Below are 20,951 nucleotides of genomic sequence, written 5' to 3'. Positions count from 1 at the left end.
GCGATTAAGGTGTGTCAGACACGAATATGTGACAGACAAACCGCAATCGCGGGCAAGCGCGCTCCTACAAGTCATGCGCGTGCTTTGAGCTTCTTCTCGATCACGTCCATCAACATCCCGCCAATGTCGGTACCAAACGCGTTGTCGATTTCGCGAATGCAGGTCGGGCTGGTGACGTTGATTTCAGTCAAGTGCTCGCCAATGACATCGAGCCCGACAAACAGCAGGCCTTTTTCTCGCAGGGTCGGGCCGATCTGGGCAGCGATCCAGCGATCACGGTCCGTCAGCGGACGCGCCTCGCCACGGCCGCCGGCCGCCAGGTTGCCGCGGGTTTCACCAGCCGCCGGAATACGGGCCAGGCAATACGGCACCGGCTCACCGTCCACCATCAGGATGCGTTTGTCGCCATCCTTGATCGCTGGCAGATACGCCTGAGCCATGATTTGTTCCTGGCCGTGTTTGGTCAGGGTTTCCAGGATCACCGACAGGTTTGGATCTGTTGCGCGATGACGGAAGATCGACGCGCCGCCCATGCCGTCCAGCGGCTTGAGGATGACGTCGCCGTGCTTGGCAGCGAACTCACGCAGAATGTCCGAGCGACGGCTGACCACTGTCGGCGGCGTGCACTGCGGGAACAACGTGGCAAACAGTTTTTCATTGCAGTCACGCAGGCTCTGCGGCTTGTTGACCACCAGCACGCCAGCACGCTCGGCTTGCTCCAGCAGGTAAGTGGAGTACACGAACTCCATGTCGAACGGCGGATCCTTGCGCATCAGGATCACGTCCAGATCGTCCAGACCGCTGTCGACTTCAGCCTCCAGCTCAAACCAGTGCGCCGGATCGGCAAACACTTTCAGCGGCTTCATCCGCGCACGGGCCTGGCCCGCGTCCTGGTAAAGATCGTGCTGCTCCATGTAGAACAGCGACCATCCGCGCGCTTGCGCTGCAAGGAGCATGGCCAGCGAGCTGTCCTTTTTATAGGAGATGCGCTCGATGGGGTCCATGACAATTCCTAGGCGAACGCTCATGGGCAATATCCTCTGGTCGGTAATGGCCGCAATGGCCTGAAAATAGGCGTCAGGGTGGCGCTGTGGATGCTCGGGGTCAAGGGGCACACGCTTTATGGATTGCGTCTGGAGAGTGTGCTAAAAAGGCTCGGCATCTGGCCTTGTGCCTATTGCCTTTGACCCGTCTAGATCGGGGTTTGACGATCCCGTCCCTTACCATACACCCGGCGCAAGGCGAGCCATTCGATTCGCCGCGGCGAGGGTAGAGCAGACATGGAACAGCATTCAGCCCCATTGAAAGTAATGGTCATCGACGATTCCCGCACGATTCGTCGTACCGCCGAGACGCTGTTGAAAAACGTCGGGTGTGAGGTTATTACCGCCATCGACGGTTTCGACGCGCTGGCCAAGATTGCCGATAACCATCCGCGAATCATCTTTGTCGACATCATGATGCCCCGCCTCGACGGCTACCAGACGTGTGCGCTGATCAAAAACAACCGGGCATTCAAATCGACGCCGGTGATCATGTTGTCATCCAAGGACGGACTCTTTGATAAAGCCAAGGGTAGGATCGTCGGCTCTGATCAGTTTTTGACCAAGCCTTTTAGCAAGGAAGAACTGCTGAGCGCGATCAAGGCGCATGTGCCGGGTTTCGTCGCAGTAGAACAACAACTATCTTAAAACTGACCCACTGTTGATGGGCGGCTGTTCCTATGGGGAAACACCATGGCTCGAATTCTGATCGTCGATGACTCGCCGACCGAAATGTACAAACTGACCGGCATGCTTGAAAAGCACGGGCATGAGGTGCTGAAGGCCGAAAACGGTGCGGACGGTGTCGCACTGGCACGTCAGGAAAAACCTGATGCGGTGTTGATGGACATCGTCATGCCCGGCCTCAACGGCTTTCAGGCGACCCGTCAGCTGACCAAAGACGCTGACACCAACATGATCCCGGTGATCATGATTACCACCAAAGATCAGGAGACTGACAAGGTCTGGGGCAAGCGCCAGGGCGCGCGGGACTATCTGACCAAGCCCGTGGACGAAGAAACACTCATGAAAACCCTGAACGCGGTTCTTGCAGGCTGATCGCCGGCAGGTAGCCATGGCTCAGTCTCAGACCGCCTTCCAACTGCTGCTCGATATCGACCAGCGATGCCGTTCGCTTGCAGCGGGTTTGCCTTTGCAGGAGACCCGTCAGCAAGGCTGGAGCGGCATCGGTTTTCGCATGGGCGAGCGCCTCTACGTCGCGCCGATGGGGGAGGTGGGTGAAATCCTTCACGAGCCTCGCTTCGCGGCATTGCCGGGCGTAAAGCCGTGGATCAAGGGCGTGGCCAATCTGCGTGGACGGCTGCTGCCGATCATGGACTTGTGCGCGTTCTTCGGTCAGGAGCTTTCAGCCCTGCGCAAACAGCGGCGTGTTCTGGTGATCGACCACCACGACGTGTTTGCCGGGCTGCTGGTGGATGAAGTATTGGGCGTGCAGCACTTCAATGAGCGCAGCCTGATGCCCGACACGCCAGGCAATTGTGATCCAGCGGTCGCGCCGTTCGTGCAGGGGCAATTTTTGCGTGAGCAGGCCTGGCTGGTGTTCAGCCCTGAAAAGCTCGTGCAATCGCCGGGCTTCATGGACGTTGCGCTGTAATGGGACGAATCAATACTGTGCTCATCCGTTTCCAACACCCGAATTCTGTGGGGGCCAGGCGGGGGCCTGAATTATGAGTAATGTCGGCAAATCACTCGAAGGCGCGCGCAGCCGGTCGCTGATTCTTGGCCTGTTCGTGGCCTTGATCATTTTCATCATGTTGCTGTTTGCCAACTTCGCTTACCTGAGCACGCAGTCGAACTATGACAAGCAGTACATCGGCCACGCTGGCGAGTTGCGCGTCCTGTCTCAGCGCATTGCCAAGAACGCCACCGAAGCCGCTGCTGGCAAGGCAGCCGCCTTCAAGTTGCTGGCCGATGCGCGCAATGACTTCGACCTGCGCTGGCAGCACCTGAAAAAGGGCGATCCCAAAACCGGGTTGCCCGCTGCGCCTGCCAATGTCGAGGGCGAACTCAAGGATGTGCAGAACGACTGGGAAAACCTGCGCAAAAGCACCGACGTGATCCTGTCTCGCGAGCAAACCGTGCTTTCTCTGCATCAGGTGGCTGCGACGCTTGCCGAAACCATTCCCCAGTTGCAGGTCGAGTCCGAGAAAGTCGTCGATATCCTTCTGCAAACCCGGGCGCCCGCAAGTCAAGTCGCGTTGGCCCAACGCCAGTCCTTGCTCGCCGAACGTATCCTCGGCGCTGTCAATACCGTGCTCTCCGGCGATGAAACCGCTGTGCAGGCCGCCGATGCCTTTGGCCGCGACGCCAATCAGTTTGGTCGCGTATTGAGTGGCATGCTCGAAGGCAATCCAGCGCTGAAAATCACCCAGGTCGAAGACCGTGACGCCCGCGCGCGACTGGCCGAGATCGCCGAGCTGTTCCAGTTCGTGTCAGGTTCGGTGGATGAGATTCTCGAGACGTCCCCCGAGTTGCTCGATGTACGTGAGGCTGCCAGCAACATCTTCAACCTGTCGCAAACCCTGCTTGACGAGGCCTCGGTGCTGGCCGACAGCTTCGAGCACATGGCAGGCGGACGAGTGCTGCACAGCTACGGTGGCTACGTGCTCGGGCTGTTGGCGCTGGGGTCAATCATCCTGATCGGGCTGGTGATGGTCCGGGAAACCAATCGGCAATTGCGCGAGACCGCAGAGAAAAACGACCGCAATCAGACGGCAATCATGCGGTTGCTCGATGAAATCGAAGACCTCGCCGATGGCGACCTGACGGTGGCCGCCTCCGTGACCGAGGACTTCACCGGGGCCATCGCGGACTCCATCAACTATTCCATCGACCAACTGCGTGAGCTGGTGGCGACTATCAACCTTACCGCCGAGCAAGTCTTTGGCGCAGTCAAGGACACGCAAACCACGGCCACCCAACTGGCCGCGGCGTCCGAGCATCAGGCGTTGCAAATTGCGGCGGCATCCAACGCAGTCAACCTGATGGGAGCTTCGGTCGATCAGGTGTCAGCCAATGCCACGGAATCTTCCCGGGTGGCCGAGCGCTCAGTGGCCATTGCCAACAAAGGCAATCAGGTGGTGCATAACACTATCAACGGCATGGACAATATTCGCGATCAGATTCAGGACACCTCCAAGCGCATCAAGCGCCTTGGCGAGTCTTCGCAAGAGATTGGCGACATTGTCAGCCTGATCGACGACATTGCCGATCAAACCAATATTTTGGCGCTTAACGCAGCGATTCAGGCATCCATGGCGGGCGATGCTGGACGTGGTTTTGCGGTGGTGGCCGACGAAGTACAGCGGCTGGCGGAGCGTTCGTCGTCAGCCACCAAGCAGATTGAAACCCTGGTGCGGGCGATCCAGAACGATACCAACGAGGCCGTGATTTCCATGGAGCAGACCACCACTGAAGTGGTACGCGGTGCACGCCTGGCGCAGGATGCAGGCGTTGCTCTGGAAGAAATCGAAGGCGTTTCCAAAGTGCTTGCGGCGTTGATCGAAAGCATCACCAACGCAGCCGGGCAGCAAGCGGCGCTGGGTCAACAGATCGCCGAAACGATGACCGTGATCCAGCAGACCACCACCCAAACCACCTCCGGCACTGCCGCCACCGCCAAGAGCATGGGCAACCTCGCGAAAATGGCCAGTGACATGCGGCGTTCGGTTTCGGGCTTCACCTTGCCGACCCGAGACAGGCTTTGATCGCCTTGGGTATTGAGCGGAGTCAACATGGCTGATCGGCACGACTACGTGGCCCTGGAGTGGGTCAAGGGCGAGATAGCCGAGACCCTCACGCAGGCCCGGCAGGACCTGGAAACCTTCGTCGCGAGCCCGGAAGACTCGACGGCGATGGACGGCTGTCTGGACGCCATTCATCAGGTTCATGGCAGTTTGCAGATGATCGAGTTCTACGGCGCAGCACTGCTGGCCGAAGAAATCGAACAACTGGCGTTGGCGCTGCAACAGGATCGCGTCGGCCAGCGCGCCGAAGCCGTGCAGTTGCTGAAGCTGGCGCTGACGCAACTGCCGATCTATCTGGACCGTATTCACTCGGCACGCCGCGATTTGCCGTTGGTGGTCTTGCCGCTGCTCAACGATCTGCGCAGTGCGCGTGGCGAGAGCCTGCTGTCTGAAACCAGTCTGTTCGCCCCGCAACTGCTGATCGTCCCGCCGCTGGAGGCTGAAAAGCTCGCTCTGCGCGACAACCCGGAGCTGCCTGCCCTGTTGCGCAAATTGCGACAGACCCTGCAGACCGCGCTCGTCGGGCTGCTGCGCGAGCAAGATCTGCAAAAACAGCTGGGCTACATGACCAAAGTCTTCGCCCGGCTTGAGTGGTTGTGCAAGGACGCGCCCTTGGGTGCGCTGTGGTGTATCGCTTCCGCGTTGGTGGAAACCATGGCCAGTGGCAACTTTGCCAACAGCCCCGCGTTGCGCAGCCTGTTCAAAGATGCCGACAAAGAACTCAAGCGTCTGCTCGACCAGGGCATTGCGGGCATCAACCAGCCGGCGCCGGACGAGCTGCTCAAAAGCCTGCTGTTTTACATCGCCAAGTCCGACAGCAAAGCGCAAAAGATGCTCGACCTGAAGGAGCAATACGGACTCGATGACGCCCTGCCGCACAGCGCGGTCGTGGATGAAGAGCGCGCACGCATGGCCGGGCCGGATCGCGACGCGATGCGCTCAGTGATCGTCGCCCTGTGTGACGAGTTGGTCCGCACCAAAGAGCGGCTGGACGTTTTCGTGCGTGGCAATCGCCAGCACGTCAGTGAGCTCAACACGCTGTTGCCGCCGTTGCGGCAGATCGCCGATACCCTTGCCGTGCTGGGGTTTGGTCAGCCGCGCAAGGTGATCATCGATCAGTTGGCGGTTGTTCAGGGGTTGGCTCAAGGCCAGCGCGAGGCCAGCGACGCGTCTTTGATGGACGTCGCCGGCGCCTTGCTTTACGTGGAGGCGACGCTGGCGGGCATGGCTGGCACGGTTGATCAGAGCAGCCGCGAAGAGAGCCGTTTGCCCACCACCGACCTGAGCCAGATTCACCAGTTGGTGATCAAGGAAGCCCGCGTCGTGCTGCAACAGGCCAAGGATGTGATCGTCGATTACATTGATGGCGACTGGGACCGCGAGCGTCTGGAGCCCTTGTCGGCTTTGCTGGTGCAGGTGCGCGGTGCGTTGGCGATGATCCCGTTGGCGCGAGCGTCCGGGCTGTTGTCAGCGTGCAACGACTACATCCTCGATCACTTGCTGATCGAGGAAGATCGCCCGGCTCAGGGCCAGCTCGACAGCCTCGCCGACGTTATTACCGGCGTCGAGTATTACCTCGAGCGCATGGCCGAGGACCCGGAAGCCCCCGGCGAGCATGTGTTGGACATGGCTCAGGAGAGCCTCGCCAGGTTGGGATACTCGCCTGCACCCGGCATCGTGGATCTGCCGGTACTGGAAGAAGTCATCAGCGATCAGGAAATGCTTGAGCTGCGCGCCCGAGAGGCGTTGGTCAGCCCCACCCAGACCATCGCTGATGTGCTGGCCAGCCCCGTTTCGGCGATCAACCCGCCGGCGCGCCACGTGCCTACCAGCTTGCTGCCGCCGCCCAAAGGCGAACAGGCGGTGGATGATGAACTGCGTGATGTGTTTCTGGAAGAAACCGACGAAATGCTCGCCGCGTTGCGCCACTATTTGCCGCGCTGGTTTGCGGATACCGATGATTTCCCCGCCCTGACTGAAATCCGTCGTGCCTTCCATACGCTCAAGGGCAGTGGGCGGATGGTGCGCGCATTGATCTTGGGCGAGCTGGCCTGGTCGGTGGAGAACCTGCTCAATCGCGTACTCGAAGACAGCGTCGAACCTGACGCTGCCGTGCTCCAGCTGTTGATCGATGTGCAAACGCTGCTGCCCGACGTGATACGCGATTTCGCCGAAGACGTGCAGCGTCAGCGCGACGATGTCGACAAGCTGGCGGCACGTGCGCATGCACTGTCCCAAGGCCTGGACCCCGAAGCGGCGGTGACGGCGGCTGATGCCGAGCCAGTTGTTCAGACTCCGGAGGACCCGGTAGAAGAGGGCTTCGACCCGCAGTTGCTGGGGATATTTCGTCAGGAAGCGCATACCCATCTGGAAACGCTCAATCGTTTTCTTGAGTCCGCCCATGACATCGACTCACTGACCTTCAGCGATGAATTGCTGCGCGCGCTGCACACGCTCAAAGGCAGCGCCTACATGGCCGGCGTTTTACCGATCGCCGAGTTGGCCAGCCCGCTTGACCAACTGGTGCGCGAGTTCAAGACCAACCAGATCCCCGTGGGCGAGTCCGAAATCGAGTTGCTGCGCCGCAGTGAGCCGCTGTTTCGCGAAGGGTTGGCGCATCTGGACGAAGACCCGCTGATGCCCATCGCAGGTGCCGCGCCGCTGATCGAATCTGCGCGCGCCTTGCTCGACGAGCGCATGGCCGCCGCGATGAGCACTGCCGAGGACGGTGTGCGCCTCCGGCGTAACCCCAAGCTGATCGAGACCTTTCTGACTGAAGGGATGGACATCCTGCTCGACGCCGAAAGCCTGCTCAACCGCTGGCGAGCGCATCCCGGCGAGCGTCAGGAATTGAGCGCGTTGCTGGACGAACTGACCATGCTCGGACACGGCGCTCACATGGCGGATCTGCCGCAAGTGGATGAGCTGTGCGAAGCGCTGCTTGACCTGTACGGCGCGGTGGAGGAAAGCAGTCTCGGCATCAGTGAGCGCTTCTTTGTCGAGGCGGAAAACGCACACGAAGCCCTGATCAACATGCTTGATCAGGTAGCCGCCGGCCAGCAGGTGGAGGCATGCCCGGAACGTATACAAGCGCTGCGTGAGCTGCTTGACGAGGCGCTTGATCCGGGTGCCATGGGCGTGATCAAAACCGCCAGCGACGGCACGCTCAATATCACCGACCTGAGCGCTGTGGTGCCTGATGAACCAGTCGTGCCTGAACCGGCTGAGTCCCGTGACGGGCTGGATCAGGAAATCGTCGAGATATTTCTCGAGGAAGCCGCCGACATTCTCGACAGCGCAGGTCACGCCCTGCAGCGCTGGCTGGACGACCCTGAAAACCCGATGCCGCTTTCTTCATTGCAGCGTGACTTGCACACGCTCAAGGGCGGCGCGCGGATGGCGGAAATCGAGCCGGTGGGAGACCTCGGTCATGAGCTGGAGTCGTTGTATGAATGCCTGATCGACCGGCGATGCAGCCACAGCCCTGAGCTGGCTGAGTTGTTGGTGCGCAGTCACGATCATCTGGCCTTGATGCTCGATCAACTGCAACACAACATGCCGCTGACCTCGCCCCAGGCGGTGGTCGAAGCCATACGCTCCTTTCGTCAGAACAACTGTTATGGACAGGTCACGGAGGCTGAGGCCCCGCCCGCTCGCAACGTCGAATCGATGATCCACACCCTGGACGAGCGCGATCCTGAGCTGCTGGAGATCTTCCTCGAAGAAGGCTACGAGATCATCGAAAGTGCGGGTGCGGCCTTGGTGCGCTGGCAGGCAGAACCGCAGAACACGCTGGAAGTGGAGAATCTGCTACGTGACCTGCACACGCTCAAGGGCGGCGCTCGCATGGTTGAGATCGCACCTGTTGGCGATCTCGCTCACGAACTTGAATCGCTTTATGAAAACCTTGCGTCCGGCGGGCTGAAGGGAAACAACGCGCTGCTCAACGGACTGCTGCAAAGCGGCCACGATATGCTGGCCGACATGCTTGACGCGGTGCGCGCCTGCGAGTCTTTACCTAACCCGGCGTTGCTGATCGACAGCATTCGTCAGTATGCGTCCACGGGCGGCATGCCCGAGGCGGTGAGCAAGCCGGTCGAAGTCCCCAGAATAGAGCCGACACCGACGGATGCTGCCGCGCTCCTTTCGCCTGCGGAAACCGATGCCGAGCGCACAGGGCCGGAGATGGTCAAGGTGCCTGCCGAGCAGTTGGAAGAACTGGTCAATCTGGCGGGTGAAACGTCTATTTTCCGTGGCCGGATCGAGCAGCAGGTCAGTGACGCGCAAGTGACGCTCGTTGAGATGGAAACCACCATCGAGCGGATGTGCGACCAGTTGCGCCGCCTCGACATGGAAACCCAGGGCCGGATTGTCAGCCGTGATCAAACCCAGGCCGAGCGCTTGGGTTATGAAGATTTCGACCCGCTTGAAATGGATCGCCACTCGCAATTGCAGCAATTGTCGCGGGCGCTGTTCGAGTCGGCCTCTGACCTGATGGACCTGAAAGAAACGCTCGACGCCCGTGCGCATGACGCCCAGACCCTTTCGCAGCAGCAAGCGCGGGTCAACACCGAGCTGCAGGAAAGCCTGATGCGCACACGCATGGTGCCGTTCGAGCGCATGGTGCCGCGCCTGCGCCGGATCGTGCGGCAGGTGTCTGGCGAGTTGAACAAGAAGGTCAGGTTCGACGTCATCAATGCCGAAGGCGAAATGGACCGTAACGTGCTCGAACGCATGGTTGCGCCGTTGGAGCATATGCTGCGCAACGCCATCGATCACGGCCTTGAGAGCACGGAGAAGCGCCTGGAAACAGGTAAGCCGGAGGCCGGGCACATCACGCTCAGCCTGGCTCATGAAGGCGGCGACATCGTCATTGAAATGAGCGATGACGGCGCCGGTGTCGATTTTGAAGCGGTGCGGCGAAAGGCGATCAAGCGCGGCATGATTGGCCCGCACACTGTACTGAGCGAGCACGACACGCTGCAGTTCATTCTGCAGGCTGGCTTCTCTACGGCTGAGACCATCACCCAGATTTCCGGGCGCGGCGTGGGCATGGACGTGGTTCACGCTGAAGTCAAAGAGCTGGGCGGGTCGATGGTGATCGACTCCAAGTCCGGGCAGGGCGCACGGTTTCGTATCCGTCTGCCGTTTTCGGTGTCGGTAAACCGGGCGCTGATGGTGCAGTGCGGCGAAGAACAATACGCCGTGCCGCTCAATAGCATCGAAGGCATCGTGCGGGTGATGCCTGTGGAGCTGGAAACGTATTACAAGGCCAGCCCGCCACGCTATCAATATGGTGAGCGCACCTACGAGCTGCGCTATCTGGGTGAGCTTTTAAACAGCGGCCAACCACCAAAATTGATCGGTCAGACCCAACCGTTGCCGGTGCTGCTGGTGCATGTGCATGACCAATGGCTGGCGGTGCAGGTCGATGCGTTGGCCGGCACACGCGAGATTGTGGTGAAAAACCTCGGTGCGCAGTTCGCCGGGGTGAAGGGTATTTCCGGCGCAACGATTCTGGGGGACGGCCGGGTGGTGTTTATTCTTGACCTGTTCGCCCATATCCGCAGGTTCCATGCGCGGCAGCTGGCGTTGCAGGCGTCCGGCCAGGCCCCGGCGAATTACGCCGAAGTGGAGCAGGTCAAACCCCTGCTGGTGATGGTGGTGGATGATTCGGTGACTGTTCGCAAGGTCACCGGGCGGCTGTTGGAGCGCAACGGCATGAACGTGCTGACCGCCAAGGACGGGGTCGATGCCATGGCACTGCTGAAAGAACACACCCCGGACATCATGCTGCTGGACATCGAAATGCCGCGCATGGATGGATTTGAGGTCGCGAGCAAGATCCGTGCGGACGACGTGTTCAAGCACTTGCCGATCATCATGATCACTTCACGCTCCGGTCAGAAGCATCGTGACCGCGCGTTGGCGGTGGGGGTGAATGAATACATGAGCAAGCCTTATCAAGAGGCCGCGCTGCTTGAAAGCATCGCGTACTGGAGCAATGTGCATGTCTGACACGACCAGCCAGACCGCGCGCCTGACCAGTCTCACCGGCCTTTTGCTGCCGTTGAGCGACCGTTATTTGTTGCTGCCCAATGTCGCCGTCGCCGAGTTGATCGATTACCAGGACAGCGTGGCCGACCCGGACGCGCCGCAGTGGTATCTGGGGCCGATCAACTGGCGCCATCGCACGCTGCCGCTGCTCAGTTTCGAAGCCGCTTGTGGCAGCCGCGCACGGGTTGGCGGCCGTGCCCGAATCGTGATTCTCAATGCGCTCGGCGGCCGACCGGATTTGAAGTTCATCGCGCTGCTGACCCAAGGCATTCCACGTTCGTGCAAGGTCGACAACCAATTGAGCTACGTCGACGTGCCGCTGGACTCGCTGGAACTGGCCGCCGTGCAGGTCGGCGAAACCGTCGCCAAGATCCCCGATCTGGTAGGACTGGAACAGTGGCTGGTTGATTCAGGAGTGGTGCAGGTGGCTGGGCCGGGGCTTTGACAGGCGGCTGATTTTGCCTGGAGCTGGCGCGACACGAGCTTGTTAGCTAAGCGTCCGCTCGGCGCGGTGATGCAGAACTCTTAAAATCTGGACCTGATTTTTTTTGACTCGGTAAGGGGCAATAAACGGGTGCCGTGGAAAAACCAGCTCTCTTACACCCGGCGTCTGCGAGGGGTGGCCCATCCCGCTAAATGTGCCCAACTGCTCCAGGACTTCGAGCATTCGCAGGATCACTGCGCTGGCTGCAGAACCTCCAGCAACCGAAGCGCAATATTCGTGAATTCCGTCCAGATCGCTTTGGGCTTTTTCAGTCAGCGCTATTTTGAGCACGCTTTACCCACTTGGCTTTTACGATTTGCAGGTCGGTCATTTCACCCGCTTCGGCATCCGCGATACCTTCGGCAATCGCTTGCAAATGCCACGACTCCGACTCCAGATAACTCGTGAGTGCACGCTTTAGATGGTACTGCCGGTCTCGGTCTGTGGCAGATGCCAACTGATCAAGCTTATCCACCAAATCTTCCTCTGCTCGAAACGACAGCACTGGCGATGCCATGAAACCTCCAAATCCTGATGTATACGTTGTATACGGCGGTAGGAAAGCACCTTCCTCTTGCTCAGGTTGTAAAGTTTCAAGTGCTTGCTCGACCAGGCTTACATGGGAGGAGCTTACCCTTGGGCACTAACCGCGCTGCGTTACATAGAGATTGTTTCAACACCGCACCCTGAGGGTCCATGAGCCGATTAAAAGGTCTATTCGGCTCACGAAATGAGCCGAATAGACTCTGCTACGCAGAAGCAGCATTTCAGGTAGTAACGCCCGACGCATCGTCTATCGTTACCCTCACCGTAACGATTCGGCTATTTGCTTGATTGATGCACGCAACCTTTCGCTCCTAATGTGCCCCACGACAGCGAAACTCGTGGAGTCAGCATGACAACGTTCATGACTACAAAAACAACGAAACTCGACCCGCGCTGGTCGCGTCGTCGCAGCGAAAAACTGCGCCGACTCGAGAGCGTGCGGTCCTTGGCCGATGGCGTGGTACTGCCGACCGACAAGATTGTCGCGGCGCTCGAAGCCTTGATCGCGCCCGGTGATCGCGTCGTGCTTGAGGGCAACAACCAGAAACAGGCTGATTTCCTTTCTCGGTCTCTGGTCAAGGCCGACCCGGCCAAACTGCACGATCTGCACATGATCATGCCCAGCGTCGGGCGTGCCGAGCACCTGGATCTGTTCGAACGCGGCATCGCCCGCAAGCTGGATTTCTCCTTTGCCGGTACGCAAAGTCTTCGCATCAGCCAGTTGCTGGAAGACGGGCTACTGGAAGTCGGGGCGATTCACACCTACATCGAACTCTATTCCCGCCTGCTGGTGGACCTTATCCCCAACGTCGTGCTGTCGGCCGGGTTCATGGCGGATAGGGCGGGGAATATCTACACCGGCGCCAGCACCGAAGACACCCCCGCGCTGATCGAGCCGGCTGCGTTCAGCGACGGCATTGTTATCGTCCAGGTCAATGAATTGGTCGACGATGTCAGCGATCTGCCTCGCGTCGATATTCCGGCTTCATGGGTCGATTTCGTGGTGGTGGCTGACAAACCGTTCTACATCGAACCGCTGTTCACCCGCGATCCTCGCCATATCAAGCCGGTACACGTGCTGATGGCGATGATGGCGATCCGCGGGATCTACGAAAAACACAACGTTCAGTCGCTCAACCACGGCATCGGTTTCAACACCGCGGCCATTGAACTGATCCTGCCGACCTACGGTGAATCCCTCGGCCTCAAAGGCAAGATCTGCCGCAACTGGACGCTCAATCCTCACCCGACATTGATCCCCGCCATCGAAAGCGGCTGGGTCCAAAGCGTGCATTGTTTTGGCACCGAGCTGGGCATGGAGAACTACATCGCGGCTCGGCCGGATGTGTTCTTCACCGGGCGCGATGGCTCCATGCGCTCCAACCGGATGATGTGCCAGCTGGCGGGTCAGTACGCCGTGGACCTGTTCATCGGGGCGACCTTGCAAGTGGACGGCGACGGCCACTCTTCCACTGTCACCCGTGGCCGACTCGCGGGCTTCGGTGGCGCACCGAACATGGGCCACGATCCGCATGGGCGACGTCACGCAACGCCTGCCTGGCTCGACATGCGCCAGCAGACCGGCGATGGCCCGGACGCCTACCTTGAGCGTGGCAAGAAACTTGTCGTACAAATGGTCGAAACCTTCCAGGAGGGCGGCAAGCCGACCTTCGTTGAAACCCTCGACGCGGTAGAGGTGGCGAAGAAAAGCGGCATGGCGCTGGCGCCGATCATGATCTACGGCGACGACGTCACCCACTTGCTCACCGAAGAAGGCATCGCTTACCTGTACAAGGCGCGCAGCCTTGAAGAGCGCCAGCAAATGATTGCTGCCGTGGCGGGCGTCACCTCCATCGGCCTGCGTCACAACCCCAAGGATACCGCGCGGATGCGGCGGGAAGGGCTGATCGCCCTGCCTGAAGATTTGGGCATCCGGCGCACCGACGCCAGCCGTGAGCTGCTTGCCGCCAAGAGCATTGCCGAGCTGGTTGAATGGTCCGGTGGTTTGTACAGCCCGCCTGCGAAATTCAGGAGTTGGTGATGCGCGCTCAACACAACACTTACATCAGCCCACCCCGGCACTTGTCATTGTCTGATCGATTGGCTGATCTGGCGGTGGACGCGCTGATCGACGAGGCAGACCTGTCGCCTAAACCTGCGCTGGTGGATCGACGCAGCAACGGTGCACACCAGGATTTGCATGTGGGCTTGATGCACGCGTCGGCACTGTCGCTCTGGCCGGCGTTCAAGGAAATCGCTGCAGCAGCTCTCGAGATCCGCGAGATCGGTCAGCCGCTGCGTGAAGCCGTAGGCCGCATTGGCCGTGAGGGTGAGGCCGCGATGATGCGCACCACCCAAGGCGTCAATACGCATCGTGGCGCGATCTGGGCGTTGGGTTTACTGGTCGCGGCCGCAGCGCTCGACGAGGATGACCTGACCCCTGGCGGTTTGAGCCTGCGGGCTGCAAAACTGGCGTTGATTGAAGACCGCAATGTGCCGTCGCAGCGCCTCAGCCACGGCAGCGAAGTTGCACGCAAGTACGGCGCGATCGGCGCTCGCGAACAAGCGCAGTTGGGCTTTCCGGCGGTGATCCAGCTCGGCTTGCCGCAGCTGCACCGCAGTCGCGCCACCGGCAACGGTGAACAGAACGCCCGGCTCGATGCATTGCTGGCGATCATGACCACGCTCTCCGACACCTGCGTGCTGTACCGCGCCGGCGAAGAGGGCTTGGCGGCCATGCAAAACGGCGCTCGACGGGTGCTGGAGGCCGGCGGCAGCGCCAGCCTGGCCGGACGCCGCTGTCTGAATGAACTGGATCGACAACTGCTCAGCCTGAATGCATCGCCCGGTGGCGCTGCCGACCTTCTCGCTGCGTGCCTGTTTATCGACTGCCTTGAGCCTGCGCTCGGCAACCTTTCGAGGAATGTCTGATCATGGAAACCCTGTCTTTTGAATTCCCTGCCGGCCAGCCGTCCAAAGGTCGTGCGCTGGTGGGCTGTGTCGGCTCCGGTGATCTGGAAGTGCTGCTGGAGCCCGGCCAGCCCGGTACGTTGTCGATCCAGGTGGTGACGTCGGTCAACGGCAGCTCAGCGCGCTGGGAGAACCTGTTCGCACGCATGTTTGACGGTCAGAACCCGCCCGCGATGAGCATCGATATTCACGACTTTGGCGCGACGCCAGGTGTGGTGCGTTTGCGGTTGGAACAAGGTTTCGAGGAGATCGGCCATGACTGACAGCGCCCGCTTGTTACAGCAACACAGCTTCGTTGAACTCGGCGCCCGGCAGCGTGCGCGAGCCGTTCTGGACGAGGGCAGCTTCCGCGAGTTGATCGGCCCGTTTGATCGCATGATGTCGCCCTGGCTTGCAAAGCAGGGCGTGGTGCCGCAGGCCGATGACGGCGTGATCGTCGCCAAGGGTCTTATCGCTGGAAAACCGGTCGTGGTCTGTGCCATCGAAGGCGGCTTTCAGGGCGGCAGCATGGGCGAGGTCGGCGGCGCGAAAATGGCCGGCGCACTGGAGCTGGCGGCCGAAGACAACCGCAAAGGTATCCCTACTGCCGCTGTATTGCTGCTCGAAACGGGCGGCGTGCGCTTGCAGGAAGCTAATCTTGGATTGGCGGCTATTGCCGAGATTCACGCGGCCATCGTCGATCTGCGTCGCTACCAGCCGGTAATCGGCGTGGTGGCGGGCAGCGTGGGTTGCTTTGGCGGGATGTCGATTGCGGCCGGGCTGTGCAGTTATCTGCTGGTCACACAGGAGGCGCGCCTGGGCTTGAACGGCCCGCAAGTGATCGAACAGGAAGCGGGTATCGAGGAATACGACTCCCGCGACCGGCCCTTCATCTGGAGTCTGACCGGTGGCGAGCAACGTTTTGCCAGTGGTCTGGTGGACGCATTCGTGGCCGACGACATCGAGGCTATCAGCGGGCAAATCCAGGCCCTGCTGCTCAAAGGCACGCCTGAAAAAGAACGCAGCGGACAGCACGCCTTGTTTCTGCAGCGCCTGGCACGGCTCAACACCGAGCCACAGATTGATCCCGTCACGGTGCGCGATCTGTATCAAGGAGAGCCGTCATGAGCACGTATTCAACCCGTGGCCTTAACTGGTTCAAAGCGCTCAGCAACGAGGCAACTGAAATCGAGGAGCTGCCGGCTTCCGTGAAGGCAGCAGACGGCACGCTCGGCGAGCAGGCAGTGCGTTTTTTGGCAGTCGTGGCCGATCCGGACAATCGCTTCCCGCGCGCGCAAAACGGCGAAGTCGGGATGCTCGAAGGCTGGGGGCTCGCCAAAGCGGTGGATGCCGCCATCGAGCTCGACAGCCAGAGCGACACCAAGCGCGCTTTGATTGCCATCATTGATGTGCCGAGTCAGGCGTATGGTCGCCGCGAGGAAGCGCTCGGTATCCATCAGGCACTTGCCGGCGCAGTAGACAGTTATGCCCGCGCTCGTCTGGCCGGGCATCCGGTGATCGGGCTGCTGGTGGGCAAGGCCATGTCCGGCGCATTCCTGGCGCACGGTTATCAGGCCAATCGGCTCATCGCGTTGCGTGATCCGGGCGTCATGGTGCACGCGATGGGCAAGGCGTCAGCGGCTCGCGTGACCCTTCGCAGCGTCGAAGAGCTGGAAAAGCTCGCCGCCAGTGTGCCGCCCATGGCGTACGACATCGAAAGCTATGCCAGCCTCGGCCTGCTGTGGGAGACGCTGTCGGTAAGCCAGATCGAACAGCCGACCGCTTCTGACCTGACATCGGTCCGTGATTGTCTGATCGCTGCGATCAACGACGCCAAATCGTCCCCCCACGACTTGAGCAGTCGCTTGGGCGCATCCAACCGCGCAGCGTCTTCAAAAGTGCGCGAGCTGTTGCGGGCGCAGTGGTAAATGAACGCCCGCGTCGCTGTGCGTCCCCACGATTTGCTGTGGGGCTTGCCGTTGTCCGCGCTGGCGGAGGATGCGCCGTCGTGGTGTGTCGAGGTGGTCAGCCTTGGCCATCCGGTGGTGGTGCGTCGTGCTCGGGTTGATGCGGGCTACGTGGCAGTGGGCCTGCGCGGCCAGTCGCGGGATCAGCGTTATGCGGCAGTCATGGCGCTGCGCGAAGTCCAGCGGGTGGTTGAGCCAGAACAGCTTGCCGCTTGCATGAGCCACAGCAGCGCCAGCGATTGGCCGGCGCTGAGCACGCTGCGTCGGATTCGGCCGCTCATGGACTCGCTCGGCTTGCCTTGGGGTGTCGTCGGCAGCGCAGGGTTTGAGTTGGCCAGCGGCATTGCGGTGCTTCGTCAGCAGAGTGATCTGGACTTGATCCTGCGAACGTCACGCTTTATGGATCGCACCACGGCTGCTCAGTTGATCGAGGCGCTGGACGAGGCGAGTTGCCGCATCGATCTGCAGTTGCAAACGCCGAGCGGCGCGGTGGCGTTGCGCGAATGGGCCGGACAATCGCGCCAAGTGCTGTTGAAGTCAGAAGACGGCGCGCGGTTGGTGGAAAACCCATGGCGCGTTCTGGAGTCAGTCGGATGAGCAGCTTTTGGGTCTATCCCGGCCAGGGCGCACAACAACCGAACATGCTGCGCGGGTTGCCAGAGCTGCCATTGATCAGCGAATGCCTGCGCGAGGCGAGCGACGCGCTGAACGAGGATGTCATGGCGCTGGATACGCCTGAAGCGTTGCAATCCACGCGCGCGGTTCAGCTTTGTCTTTTGATTGCAGGTGTCGCCTGTTCACGCCTGCTGATGGCGCAAGATTGTAAGCCCGATTACGTGGGCGGTCTGTCGATTGGCGCGTATCCGGCTGCGGTCATCGCGGGCGCCTTGGGGTTTGCCGACGCCGTCAGGCTGGTCGCGTTACGCGGCGAACTGATGCAAAGCGCCTATCCCGAAGGCTACGGCATGAGCGCATTGATCGGTCTGGATCAGACGCTTGTGGAAACCCTCATCGGCGAGGTCCATAGCCATCGCACGCCGGTTTATCTGGCCAACATCAACGCTGACAACCAGTTCGTCATCGCGGGCAGCACACAGGCGATGGAGCAGGTGGCAGCGTTGGCCAAGGCACAAGGCGCCGCGACGGCCAAACGCCTGGCGGTCAGCGTGCCGTCGCATTGCGAGTTGCTGGCGGAACCGGCGCAACGGCTCGCCGAAGCATTCGGCAAGGTTTCGGTGCAGGTGCCGGCCATCCGTTACCTCAGTGGGAGCACGGCGCGGCCGGTACTCAACGCAGACAAATTACGTGACGACCTGGCATTCAACATGTGCCGCGTCGTCGACTGGCGCAGCACGGTGCAGACTGCTTACGAGCGTGGCGTGCGCCTACAGATCGAATTGCCGCCCGGTACTGTATTGACCGGGCTGGCGCGCAGGGTTTTTGAACAAGGGTCCGCAGTCGCCTTTCAGGGTGCCCGGCTGGATACGCTGAGCGCGCTGTCGCGAGAGGAGGAACGCCGTAACCCATAGACCGACTGCTGCTTTCGAAGATCACAAAAACAACAACTTCGACGATGCAATTTGAGGATAAAAATAATGATTATTTATGGTGTGGCTTTTCTGGCTTTTTGCACGCTGGTGGGCATTTCAGTGGGCGAGTATCTGGGCAAGTTGATTGGCGTTCCTGCCAACGTCGGTGGTGTGGGTATCGCCATGCTGCTTCTGATAGGTCTGGGCAGCTGGTTGAGCAAACGTGGTTACCTGGATACCAAGACCGCACAAGGTGTGGAGTTCTGGAGTGCAATCTATATCCCTATCGTCGTTGCCATGGCGGCGCAGCAGAATGTTTACGGGGCTTTGAAAGGTGGCCCGATGGCGATAATCGCCGGGACCCTGGCAGTCGCCATATCCTTCCTGCTGGTGCCGGTGCTGACGCGCCTGGGTCAAAAGAAAGAGCCTGACGCTGATATCTCCACTCCTTCCACCAAGACTCTGGGGTAATCAGCATGTATGACGCCATTTTAAAGGCCATCAACGGCTACGGCCTGGTGAGCGGCTTCGCGATCATCGGCATCACAATGTGGGTGTCTTACTGGATCTCGAACACGTTCACGAAAGGTCGGTTGCACGGTTCGGCAATCGCGATTCTTCTGGGGCTGACTCTGGCCTATGTAGGCGGCGCAATCACAGGCGGCCAGAAAGGCATCGTCGATCTGCCTTTGCTCTCAGGTATAGGTTTGCTCGGTGGTGCAATGCTGCGCGACTTCGCGATTATTGCCACCGGTTTTGGTGTCAGCGTCGATGAACTCAAGCGCGCCGGATACGTGGGCGTGTTTTCGCTGTTCGTTGGAGTAGGCACATCATTTGTTGCTGGCGTCGGTGTGGCGATGGCTTTTGGCTACACCGATGCGGTCAGTGTCACAACGATAGGCGCCGGCGCAGTGACTTACATTGTGGGTCCAGTCACGGGAGCGGCCATCGGCGCCAGCTCAGAAGTCATGGCGCTCTCGATTGCTGCCGGATTGATCAAAGCGATTCTGGTCATGGTCGTTACGCCTCTTGTGGCCCCCTTGATCGGTCTTAACAATCCACGCAGTGCGGTTATCTTCGGCGGTTTGATGGGGACCTCCAGCGGTGTAGCGGGTGGTCTGGCTGCCACTGACCCCAAACTGGTGCCGTATGGTTGTCTGACGGCTGCGTTCTATACCGCGCTGGGCTGCCTTTTGGGTCCCTCGTTGTTGTTTTTATTGATGCGCGGGATCTTGGGTTGAGATAGCGAGGGAACGATGGTTGCGCTGGACTTGGGGGGTTATACGCAGATTGCCTTTGATTCTGGCCGGAGGCCTTAAGAGTCCAGCTTGCTGACGATCTGCCGGGAACCGGCAGTCAATCGGGTAAGTGCGGGGCCTCAGTTAAACCGGGATGTCCGGTTTTGCGACCGGTGCCCGGTCGATCGCCTGCAAGCAAGGCTCCTACGCCCTCCGGCAGAAGCGGGCATTCGTTGATCGTTCTCGCACGGAGTGGAGGAACGATCATCTGGTTTGCAGTTTGCAGTTTGCAGTTTGCAGTTTTCAGCTTTGGGTCAACCGATTGGTGTACATCCGACACTCCGCAAGCAGCGCGAGCAGGTTCGGGTCGCGCTCGCGGGCTTTGAGGAATACCAGGCCAATGTGCTGCTGCATCCGGTAGCGCTCCTGCAACGGGATCAGGCGCACTCTGTTTTCGTATACCGCGGCGATTCGGCCCGGCAGCAGCGCGTAACCCACGCCAGAGCTGACCATGCTCAGCAGCGTGAAAATGTCATTGACCTGCATCGCCACCTTCGGCTCGAACCCTGCCTGCTGGAACACCCTCGATCCGTCCCGATGGGTTGCAAATCCCTGAGTAAGCGTGATGAACGTCGCTTCACGCAGGTCGCTCAAGTCGACCTCGCTGTGCTGCGCGAACGGCGACTCGACCGGCGCGGCCAGGAAGATATCGTCCGAGAACAACGGCAAGTGCTCACAGTCAGGATCGTTCACCGTCTCGTTGAGAGACACCAGAATCGCGTCCACTTCCATGTTCTTGAGTTTGTAGAACAGGTCGATATTGGAGCCGAGTATCAAGTCGATATTGAGTTCGCTGCGGCGTATTTTCAGCCCCATGATCAACTGTGGAACGGTCTTCACCGTCAGCGAATACAGTGCTCCGAGCTTGAAGCGCGCCGCCGAGAAACCTGCTGCCTGACGCGTCAGCTCAACAGTGGCGAGCACGTCCTGCACAAGCTTTTGCGCGCGTTCTTCAAGCGCGTACGCGCTTTCCAGCGGCGTCAGATTGCGCCCCTCGTGTTTGAACAATGGGCAGCGCAACGCGCTTTCCAGCGAATGAATCGCCCGGTGGACGCTGACGGTGCTGGTCTGCAACTCGACCGCTGCGCGTGACAGATTGCCAGTCCGCATGAACGCCAGAAAAATCTCCAGCTTCTTCAGGGTCAGCTCTTCGTCGATCTGCATGCGGCCTCTTGTGCTCGGTCTTTGTGGTGGGGTGCAGCGATTGTGCCCAAGTCACGAAGACATGGCTTCACTTAATAAGGGTGGGCCTGAAACACACATTGCGCTTTTGTCTCATTCGTTGGAGCCTTGCCGGTGTTGTAAGTCAGA

Annotated in this window: 19 protein-coding genes; 15 read left to right on the top strand and 4 right to left on the bottom strand. The window is 60.1% G+C overall.

The window, feature by feature from the left end:
• Positions 1-71 precede the first annotated feature (71 nt).
• Positions 72-1,028 carry a glutathione synthase gene (gene gshB / locus OYW20_RS24525; RefSeq protein ID WP_268798443.1) on the bottom strand — a complete coding sequence of 319 codons (957 nt, stop codon included), beginning with the start codon at positions 1,026-1,028 and terminating at the stop codon, positions 72-74.
• A gap of 252 nt (positions 1,029-1,280) precedes the next feature.
• Between gshB and pilG the strand changes: the two genes are divergently transcribed.
• From pilG to OYW20_RS24495, 6 genes are all read left to right on the top strand, one after another.
• Positions 1,281-1,691 (top strand): twitching motility response regulator PilG, encoded by a 411-nt coding sequence (gene pilG, locus OYW20_RS24520; protein WP_268798442.1) that lies wholly within the window; start codon positions 1,281-1,283, stop codon positions 1,689-1,691.
• A gap of 45 nt (positions 1,692-1,736) precedes the next feature.
• Entirely contained in the window at positions 1,737-2,102 is a 366-nt protein-coding gene (gene pilH / locus OYW20_RS24515; protein WP_002551739.1) for a twitching motility response regulator PilH, read from the top strand.
• A gap of 16 nt (positions 2,103-2,118) precedes the next feature.
• Positions 2,119-2,658, top strand: a complete 540-nt coding sequence (locus OYW20_RS24510) for a chemotaxis protein CheW (protein ID WP_268798441.1) — start codon at positions 2,119-2,121, stop codon at positions 2,656-2,658.
• Between the two features lie 73 nt (positions 2,659-2,731).
• On the top strand, positions 2,732-4,771 hold the full coding sequence (locus OYW20_RS24505; protein ID WP_268798440.1) for a methyl-accepting chemotaxis protein: 2,040 nt from the start codon (positions 2,732-2,734) through the stop codon (positions 4,769-4,771).
• Between the two features lie 27 nt (positions 4,772-4,798).
• A complete protein-coding gene (locus OYW20_RS24500) occupies positions 4,799-10,828 on the top strand; it encodes an Hpt domain-containing protein (protein WP_268798439.1) in 6,030 nt (2,009 codons plus the stop codon).
• A complete protein-coding gene (locus OYW20_RS24495) occupies positions 10,821-11,312 on the top strand; it encodes a chemotaxis protein CheW (protein ID WP_268798438.1) in 492 nt (163 codons plus the stop codon). Before OYW20_RS24500 ends, OYW20_RS24495 begins: the two co-directional genes overlap by 8 nt.
• Before the next feature lie 42 nt (positions 11,313-11,354).
• On the opposite strand, the gene OYW20_RS24490 is transcribed toward OYW20_RS24495, so the two are convergent.
• The gene (locus OYW20_RS24490; protein WP_268798437.1) at positions 11,355-11,642 is read right to left on the bottom strand and encodes a type II toxin-antitoxin system RelE/ParE family toxin; all 288 of its coding nucleotides are present in this window, start codon (positions 11,640-11,642) and stop codon (positions 11,355-11,357) included.
• Positions 11,620-11,868 carry a CopG family ribbon-helix-helix protein gene (locus OYW20_RS24485; protein ID WP_268798436.1) on the bottom strand — a complete coding sequence of 83 codons (249 nt, stop codon included), beginning with the start codon at positions 11,866-11,868 and terminating at the stop codon, positions 11,620-11,622. Before OYW20_RS24485 ends, OYW20_RS24490 begins: the two co-directional genes overlap by 23 nt.
• 390 nt (positions 11,869-12,258) lie before the next feature.
• On the opposite strand from OYW20_RS24485, the gene mdcA reads away from it, so the two are divergent.
• From mdcA to madM, 9 genes are all read left to right on the top strand, one after another.
• Positions 12,259-13,938, top strand: coding sequence for a malonate decarboxylase subunit alpha (mdcA, locus tag OYW20_RS24480; protein WP_268798435.1), 1,680 nt, complete (start codon positions 12,259-12,261; stop codon positions 13,936-13,938).
• Positions 13,938-14,828 (top strand): triphosphoribosyl-dephospho-CoA synthase, encoded by an 891-nt coding sequence (locus tag OYW20_RS24475; RefSeq protein ID WP_268798434.1) that lies wholly within the window; start codon positions 13,938-13,940, stop codon positions 14,826-14,828. The genes mdcA and OYW20_RS24475 overlap by 1 nt, the downstream gene beginning before the upstream one ends.
• Before the next feature lie 2 nt (positions 14,829-14,830).
• The gene (locus tag OYW20_RS24470; protein ID WP_268798432.1) at positions 14,831-15,130 is read left to right on the top strand and encodes a malonate decarboxylase subunit delta; all 300 of its coding nucleotides are present in this window, start codon (positions 14,831-14,833) and stop codon (positions 15,128-15,130) included.
• Positions 15,123-15,974, top strand: a complete 852-nt coding sequence (locus OYW20_RS24465; protein WP_268798431.1) for a biotin-independent malonate decarboxylase subunit beta — start codon at positions 15,123-15,125, stop codon at positions 15,972-15,974. Before OYW20_RS24470 ends, OYW20_RS24465 begins: the two co-directional genes overlap by 8 nt.
• The gene (mdcE, locus tag OYW20_RS24460; protein WP_268798430.1) at positions 15,971-16,774 is read left to right on the top strand and encodes a biotin-independent malonate decarboxylase subunit gamma; all 804 of its coding nucleotides are present in this window, start codon (positions 15,971-15,973) and stop codon (positions 16,772-16,774) included. The genes OYW20_RS24465 and mdcE overlap by 4 nt, the downstream gene beginning before the upstream one ends.
• Positions 16,775-17,410 carry a malonate decarboxylase holo-ACP synthase gene (locus OYW20_RS24455; protein ID WP_268798429.1) on the top strand — a complete coding sequence of 212 codons (636 nt, stop codon included), beginning with the start codon at positions 16,775-16,777 and terminating at the stop codon, positions 17,408-17,410.
• Positions 17,407-18,342: a malonate decarboxylase subunit epsilon gene (mdcH, locus tag OYW20_RS24450; RefSeq protein WP_268798428.1), complete on the top strand. Its 936-nt coding sequence runs from the start codon at positions 17,407-17,409 to the stop codon at positions 18,340-18,342. Before OYW20_RS24455 ends, mdcH begins: the two co-directional genes overlap by 4 nt.
• 66 nt (positions 18,343-18,408) lie before the next feature.
• The gene (madL, locus tag OYW20_RS24445) at positions 18,409-18,813 is read left to right on the top strand and encodes a malonate transporter subunit MadL (protein WP_268798426.1); all 405 of its coding nucleotides are present in this window, start codon (positions 18,409-18,411) and stop codon (positions 18,811-18,813) included.
• Positions 18,814-18,818: 5 nt separating this feature from the next.
• Positions 18,819-19,583: a malonate transporter subunit MadM gene (gene madM / locus OYW20_RS24440; protein WP_268798425.1), complete on the top strand. Its 765-nt coding sequence runs from the start codon at positions 18,819-18,821 to the stop codon at positions 19,581-19,583.
• A 300-nt stretch (positions 19,584-19,883) separates the two neighbouring features.
• Here the strand turns inward: madM and OYW20_RS24435 are convergent, their stop codons facing one another.
• Positions 19,884-20,804 carry a LysR family transcriptional regulator gene (locus tag OYW20_RS24435; protein ID WP_268798424.1) on the bottom strand — a complete coding sequence of 307 codons (921 nt, stop codon included), beginning with the start codon at positions 20,802-20,804 and terminating at the stop codon, positions 19,884-19,886.
• Positions 20,805-20,951 lie beyond the last annotated feature (147 nt).

The organism is Pseudomonas sp. BSw22131 (assembly GCF_026810445.1).
In the GTDB taxonomy this organism is placed as follows: domain Bacteria; phylum Pseudomonadota; class Gammaproteobacteria; order Pseudomonadales; family Pseudomonadaceae; genus Aquipseudomonas; species Aquipseudomonas huanghezhanensis.
This window is presented reverse-complemented; position numbering and strand designations above follow the sequence as displayed.

Excerpts from the sequence above, each read along its gene's own strand:
- gshB (WP_268798443.1), bottom strand. The coding sequence starts at position 1,028 with ATGAGCGTTCGCCTAGGAATTGTCATGGACCCCATCGAGCGCATCTCC.
- pilG (WP_268798442.1), top strand. The coding sequence starts at position 1,281 with ATGGAACAGCATTCAGCCCCATTGAAAGTAATGGTCATCGACGATTCC.
- pilH (WP_002551739.1), top strand. The coding sequence starts at position 1,737 with ATGGCTCGAATTCTGATCGTCGATGACTCGCCGACCGAAATGTACAAA.
- OYW20_RS24510 (WP_268798441.1), top strand. The coding sequence starts at position 2,119 with ATGGCTCAGTCTCAGACCGCCTTCCAACTGCTGCTCGATATCGACCAG.
- OYW20_RS24505 (WP_268798440.1), top strand. The coding sequence starts at position 2,732 with ATGAGTAATGTCGGCAAATCACTCGAAGGCGCGCGCAGCCGGTCGCTG.
- OYW20_RS24500 (WP_268798439.1), top strand. The coding sequence starts at position 4,799 with ATGGCTGATCGGCACGACTACGTGGCCCTGGAGTGGGTCAAGGGCGAG.
- OYW20_RS24495 (WP_268798438.1), top strand. The coding sequence starts at position 10,821 with ATGTCTGACACGACCAGCCAGACCGCGCGCCTGACCAGTCTCACCGGC.
- OYW20_RS24485 (WP_268798436.1), bottom strand. The coding sequence starts at position 11,868 with ATGGCATCGCCAGTGCTGTCGTTTCGAGCAGAGGAAGATTTGGTGGAT.
- mdcA (WP_268798435.1), top strand. The coding sequence starts at position 12,259 with ATGACTACAAAAACAACGAAACTCGACCCGCGCTGGTCGCGTCGTCGC.
- OYW20_RS24475 (WP_268798434.1), top strand. The coding sequence starts at position 13,938 with ATGCGCGCTCAACACAACACTTACATCAGCCCACCCCGGCACTTGTCA.
- OYW20_RS24470 (WP_268798432.1), top strand. The coding sequence starts at position 14,831 with ATGGAAACCCTGTCTTTTGAATTCCCTGCCGGCCAGCCGTCCAAAGGT.
- OYW20_RS24465 (WP_268798431.1), top strand. The coding sequence starts at position 15,123 with ATGACTGACAGCGCCCGCTTGTTACAGCAACACAGCTTCGTTGAACTC.
- mdcE (WP_268798430.1), top strand. The coding sequence starts at position 15,971 with ATGAGCACGTATTCAACCCGTGGCCTTAACTGGTTCAAAGCGCTCAGC.
- OYW20_RS24455 (WP_268798429.1), top strand. The coding sequence starts at position 16,775 with ATGAACGCCCGCGTCGCTGTGCGTCCCCACGATTTGCTGTGGGGCTTG.
- mdcH (WP_268798428.1), top strand. The coding sequence starts at position 17,407 with ATGAGCAGCTTTTGGGTCTATCCCGGCCAGGGCGCACAACAACCGAAC.
- madL (WP_268798426.1), top strand. The coding sequence starts at position 18,409 with ATGATTATTTATGGTGTGGCTTTTCTGGCTTTTTGCACGCTGGTGGGC.
- madM (WP_268798425.1), top strand. The coding sequence starts at position 18,819 with ATGTATGACGCCATTTTAAAGGCCATCAACGGCTACGGCCTGGTGAGC.
- OYW20_RS24435 (WP_268798424.1), bottom strand. The coding sequence starts at position 20,804 with ATGCAGATCGACGAAGAGCTGACCCTGAAGAAGCTGGAGATTTTTCTG.